This is a genomic window from Streptomyces sp. NPDC046887 (assembly GCF_040644755.1).
Classification (GTDB): domain Bacteria; phylum Actinomycetota; class Actinomycetes; order Streptomycetales; family Streptomycetaceae; genus Streptomyces; species Streptomyces lichenis.
The window spans coordinates 1-5,733 of record NZ_JBEYXH010000072.1; the positions used below are offsets into that span (position 1 = coordinate 1).

A 5,733-nucleotide genomic window follows, 5' to 3' on the forward strand; every position below is an offset into this window, starting at 1 on the left:
TCACTTCGATGTCGTCGCTCCATGAACAGACTTCCAGCCACGACAGGTAGCCACCCTGGGTGAAGACCAGGACCTCACCGGGACACTCGCCAGCTTCGGTCGCGAGCTGGGCTTCGGCTGCCACTACCGTGCTGGGGCCGGTGGGCGCAGGTTCCACCTTGCTGGTGTCGAGCGCGATCACAGCACGAATGCCGGTGTGGTCCGGGTCTTCACCCCACCACACCGGCCATTTCGACGCGACTCGCTACCTACGGCAATGGCGTCACGTAACGCGACAACACCGCCTGAGCCTTATGCTCGACTTCCGCCTCTGACACTTGCGGCAGGGGCCGCAGGTCAGGATCCAAGTCCTCCAGAAGGTTTCGGGCCTCTCGTAGAGGCATCCCGAACGCCTCCATCAGCGCGTGCATCAGCCGCAACGGAGTGAGCAGGAACGTGTCATCTTTCCTGAGCGCTTCGATCATCGTGAGAAGACCGGCACCCTCCGCTGCCATTCCCTGTAGGTTTTCAACAGAGTTGTCCACAGTTTCTCCCATCTACCTTTCGAAGAGGGCCTCGACATTCGTATAATGGCCCGGTTGACCCTCGGTTTTCGTAATTGTGATCTTGGTAAATCCATACCGGGCCGCGTTTTTGCCTGTAAAAGCTCCTGCGGCTGCCTGTTCCGGGGTTTTCCCCTCCCGGAGCAATTGATTGAATTTATTAAGGTTGGTCGGCATGGCAGGCACCCATTTACTTCGGATGGCTCGGATCTTGTCCGGACCATAGTGGGCCATGACGTCGTCGAACATCTCAAACCCTCTAGTCTTGCTGCCGTTTCTCTCGACAGCAATATCTAGGATGCCGTCCTCGGCTTGGGCCATGATCATTCCAGCACCGTCATAGCCCTTCACGAATTCGCCACAGGCCCACTTGGAGCTGCCTGCCCTGGCTTGCTTGGAGACGGAGCGCTGCAGGGCGAGACGCTGTGCTGCCGCACCGGCTTTCTTGCAGAGCTTGTTGACTTTGTAGAGTTGACGCAGCGTGTCGTAGGACTGCTCGAGCCACTTGAGCTTGGACTTGATGGTGACGTCCGTCAGCAGTGGCCAGCACGACGCTAGGTCGAGGTTGTCCGCACAGGCCTCCAGCTGACCCGTTCCGGTCAGAGCCGTCGTGACCTCATAGGCGTCCTGCATCGCCGACTCGAAGTCGCCGGCCATCGCGTTTATCTCGCACAGCACCCAGTTGTGCTGGCACCAACGAGGGTGATTGGTATAGTAGAGGTCGCACCCCACATAGCCGCAGCGGTAGATCTCTCGCGCTTGGGCGCCTGCGTCGTTTTCCGCCTTTTCCTTGGCGCTGACGGCGGCCTTTCGTCGTTGCTCGTCCTCCGCTTTCAGCTTCTTGATGGCGACGGAGAAGGCTTCCTTAGCCGCCGTGAGGGCGGTCTTGGCATCCTTGCCGGCCGCGGTGGCCGATGCCCGGGCCTCGTTCGCCGCCGACCAGGCGATGGACGCGGATGCCTGGGCCATCTCTGAGGAGACTGTCGCTGTGGCTGCGGATGCGGCAGCGTCACGGGCATCGCGATCGGCGCTGTTGGCCGCATTGCGGGCTGCCCTTGCCGACTCGGCGGCTTGGGCGGCCGATGCTTCAGCTGCCCTAGCATGTTCGTCCGCCTCGGCGGCATGCCCCTTAGCCTCGGCCTCCGACGCGCTGGCTTGTCGCTTGTACTCGGCCGCTTCGGCCGCCGCCTTGCGGGCGAGCGCCGCGACCTCCTGAGCCTTGGCGGCGTCCTGCTGAGCGGTGGCCGCGATCCCCGCTGCTTCCGCGATGAGCTGCTGAACCTGCGCGACGTGGGTGACCGCCAGCGTGTCTTTGCGCTGGGCCATGAATTGGCCCTTGGCGATGAAGGCGTGCAGCACTTGCGGTGATCCTTCGAGGGCGATGCGCGCCGCGGACCGCACTTCCGGGCCACCGGAGGAAGCCAGTTGCGCAGCCCTAACCCGCTCATCTTCGGTAAGGGCGGTGTGTTGCGTCGTGAGCAGGAACTCCCGGTATGCACCAGGGGTTCCGACAGCCAGTGCCTTCTTTGCTGCGTCCTTCAGGATGGGCCCGCCGGTGGAGGCGACCTGGACAATGAAGACCCGGAAGTCCTCGGCGCCCGCTTGGTACTGCCCCTCCGTTAGAAAAGAATGGACTGTAGCCGCATCGCCCGCCAGGGCAACCTCTGCAGCCACTCGCACGGCCTTGCTCATGCTGTCCTCGGCCAGCCGCTCGACCTGGAAACGCTCGTCCTGCGAGCGAGCGTCCGTCCAGCCACTGCGGATGTAATCGACGACGTATGCGTCCGGGCTGGCGAGCGCCACCTCCGCTGCAGCGCGACTCCAGGCGCCACCATGCTTGACTGCAAGGAGTGCGAGCTTGCGACCGTTGGCCGCGACCTGTGCCACGTCAGCTCCGGATTGAGCCGCAGCTTTTGCCAGGCGCTCGGCCTCGGCGTCCCTATCCTTGGCCTCCTGGACTGCCGCAGCCGTAGCGGAGCGGCGCTGGTCGTCCTTCTGTTTGACGTCCTTGGCCTGCTCAATGCCCGCGTTGGTCCGGCCAGAGAGCTCCTCGGTTTCCACCTCACGAGCGAGCTTAAAAATCTCCTGTGCTTTGGTCACCGCTTTGGAGGCTACGTTGGCCGCCTCGGTGGCGGCATTGGCGTGCGCAGTAGCCCTGGTGGCGGCATGCGCGGCTTCCCCCGCGTGCTCGGCCGCCTCGTCGGCTGCCTGCGCGGAGGCGTTGGCGTGTGCAGCGGCAGAGCGGGCCTCATCGCGGGCTTGCGCCGCCGCCATGGCTGCCTTGCGGGCGAGGCCTTCGGCGGCGGTCGCGGCCCGGTTAGCCTCGGCGGCGTGGCGCTTGGCGGCGGCAGCGGCGCGACGGGCTTCGGCAGCTTGGGCGCTGCTCTGGTTTGCATGGGCGCTTGCTGCGACGGCGGCGTCCGCGGCCGCGTCGGCGTTCGCTCCTGCGCCTAGGGCGGAGATGGCTGCGCTGCCGGCCGCCGCTGCAGCTTTTGACGCCTCGTCCGCTGCGTCAGCCGCGACGTTGGCACCCTTGGCGGCAGCACGAGCCTCTTCAGCCGCCTTGCGTGCGGCGGCGGCGTTCGTGGCGTCACGCGCCGCGCTGGCAGCCGCGCTACGGGCCTTCGAGGACGAGCGCGCTGCGCCAGCGGCAGCGGCGGCTGCCTGGGAGGCGGCGTTCGCCGCGACGCGGGCGGAAGTATTGGCCGCACTAGCGGCCGAGATGGCCTGCTGGGCCGCGCTCGCCGCCTGCCTGGCAGCCGAAGCTGCGCGTCCTGCAGCAGCTGCAGCGTCTGCGGAGTCCTTCTGGGCAAGCGAGGCTTCCTTGGCGGCCTTGTCCGCCGCTGCCTTTGCCATGGCGGCGGCTTTCACTGCTTTTGCGGACGCCTCCTTGGCGGCCTGAGTCTCCTTAGCCGCTTGGCGCCCGGCCTGCCTGGCCTGTTCGGCCAACTGCGCAACCGTTGCCTGCTCTTGGTCCCGAGATCGCGCCACATACTGTCCGACGTCCAGGAACTCCTGGACGTCGGCGGGCGTCCCGTTCAGGGCCAGCCGGCCTGCTGCCTTCATATTAGGGCCGCCGGTACCGACGATCTGTACGAGTCGGACCCGGTTGTCCTCCTCTTGACCGGTGTATCGGCCTGAGGTGAGAAATGTCTGTACGTCCTGGGGGGTGCCGTTGAGCGCTGCCCGTCCAGCCTCCTGGACCGAAGGGCCGGCCGTGCTGATGATCTGAGCGACCTTCACCCGCTGGTCCTGCTGCAACGGCATCTCCCACCCCGATGCCAAGAACGCCTCAAGGTCCGCCGGGGTGCCTGAGAGTGCCAGGCGGGCGGCCTCTAGGAGCTGTGCGCCACCTATGCCGGCGACCTGTGCGGCGGTGACACGGCTGTCCTCGAGAGCGATCTCGCGGGCAGTGGAAAGAAGCTTCACCACGTCGGCGTCGGTGCCAGTCAAAGCCGCCTCGGCGGCAGCCCTAAGCCCAGGCCCTCCGGTCTTCCACAGGTCCACGACGAGGCCGCGCTGGGTGAGGGGAGTGGTGCTGCCGCTCTGGCCGCTGTACAGAAGCTCGTCGGACAACGGGTCGTCGACTGCGGTCGCCGTGCCTCCCAGCAACCCCACCAAGAGGACCAGCGGCAGCAGGTTCATGACCAGCGCGCGCGCCGTTCTACGAACCCTTCCATCCACGAACGACCCATGAACTCTTTGATTCACAAGACACTCATCTCGGTTTATCGGCGACGGACGGTGCCGTGCACCGGGAAAGCAGAGAGCAGAGCATAACGCACATGGATCACTTGAATGATCAACGAACATAACCGGAATGAGGCTCTCCGGCACGATATAAGAGAACCCGTCGAAAGTCTCGATTTTCTGTCCCGGACCCGCGTGGGACATTCCTTAAGAAACAGGTGTAAATCGTGACACATTGATAAACGGAACATGGAGATCCCGTTGACCTTTAGTGACGGTGAAGGTTAGATGGCTGGCGATCTTGCATTCCGAAGGTTCACGGCAACGACCACATCTGTTCCGGTGTTGCCTCTGAAAGGAGCGTGCGGTGGCCTTCCGCACTCACGGCATTCTCATATCCGGGATCGCTGTCGCTTTCGCTGCAGGCGTCGGTATTCCGCTCGCCGTCGCTAATGAGTCCACTGTAGCGGCTGTGGCCGACCCCCCGACGTACGCGGTGGAGGACTACTCATACCCCGGAGCCGCCCAAATTCTCGCCACCCAGGGCATTACTCTCAAGAAGGGCGACGGTCGCATTCTGCTCGCGGAATGCGACGCCTCTTCAGGCCAAATCAAGGTTCACACGGTGCGGGATAGTTCGTCCGGCCGCAAGGGCGCCTACTGCTTCCAAGCCACTGCCAAAACTGGATACGTCACCCTCGAACTTCCCCGCGTCTTCGCCCTCGAGACCGCTGATCATCCCATCAGCGCTGAGCTCACTGCGAACGGCTCAACTACCACCGTCGAGGTCGCTAAGGGCGGATTCGAAGGCGTCGGCGAGGGCAACGAGGGCGGGCCCCAATCCGTTCTGCTCGAGATCCGCGTAACTGGCTAACACCCAGCTCTTCGATTTCAGGCAACGGGAAACGACTCTAGTACCGCTGTCTGCGGTATCGGTTGGCGCACCAACCCTGCGCCATTTGACTGGCCCGCATGGTCGCCGACTTTCGTCATGCTCAGTCACCCAAGTATCGCAAGCGTTCACGACGAGGTACATGTTCACCGGGGGCATTTGCCTATCGAGCCCAACCCACGTGCCCCCAAAGTCGCTAGATATGCGAGACGGGCCTGTCATGCGGAACAGCGGGTGCGCAACCTCTTGTTGCGTGAGCTACTACATACCCCTGCACCTTCGCTCGCGAGGCGGCAATCCAACCAGCACCGCAAAGCGTGATGCGCCTGAGCGAGGTGCATATTTCCTTCTCCATCCTAAACCAAGGAACATCTTGACAGTGCCCCGTAGACGCAGGCGTCCCGCCGTACTTGCTATGTCCTTGGCCGTTGCCGCAAGCGCCACTGTGCTCAATAGCGCTCCCTCAATGGCCATCACAAATCCCAATGCGGCGGCTAGCGCCCAGGCATCAGTGGCCCGTCTCCACATCGGTGCGGGCGATTCGGCCCGGTCCTGCTCTGGTGTCCTGGTAGATGGTCAGTGGGTGCTGACCGTCTCTGCATGCTTCGC

At 63.9% G+C, this 5,733-nt stretch carries 3 protein-coding genes and 1 pseudogene; 1 reads left to right on the top strand and 3 read right to left on the bottom strand.

Annotation, left to right across the window (positions count from 1 at the left end):
* From ABZ945_RS32850 to ABZ945_RS32860, 3 genes and pseudogenes are all read right to left on the bottom strand, one after another.
* Positions 1–181 (bottom strand): annotated as a pseudogene (locus ABZ945_RS32850) (hypothetical protein); the annotation flags it as partial.
* 67 nt (positions 182–248) lie between these two features.
* Positions 249–524, bottom strand: a complete 276-nt coding sequence (locus ABZ945_RS32855; RefSeq protein ID WP_361277115.1) for a hypothetical protein — start codon at positions 522–524, stop codon at positions 249–251.
* Positions 525–536: 12 nt separating this feature from the next.
* The gene (locus tag ABZ945_RS32860) at positions 537–4,253 is read right to left on the bottom strand and encodes an ALF repeat-containing protein (RefSeq protein WP_361277117.1); all 3,717 of its coding nucleotides are present in this window, start codon (positions 4,251–4,253) and stop codon (positions 537–539) included.
* Positions 4,254–4,599: 346 nt separating this feature from the next.
* Here ABZ945_RS32860 and ABZ945_RS32865 point away from each other — a divergent pair, with 346 nt between their 5' ends.
* A complete protein-coding gene (locus ABZ945_RS32865; protein WP_361277119.1) occupies positions 4,600–5,106 on the top strand; it encodes a hypothetical protein in 507 nt (168 codons plus the stop codon).
* Positions 5,107–5,733 lie beyond the last annotated feature (627 nt).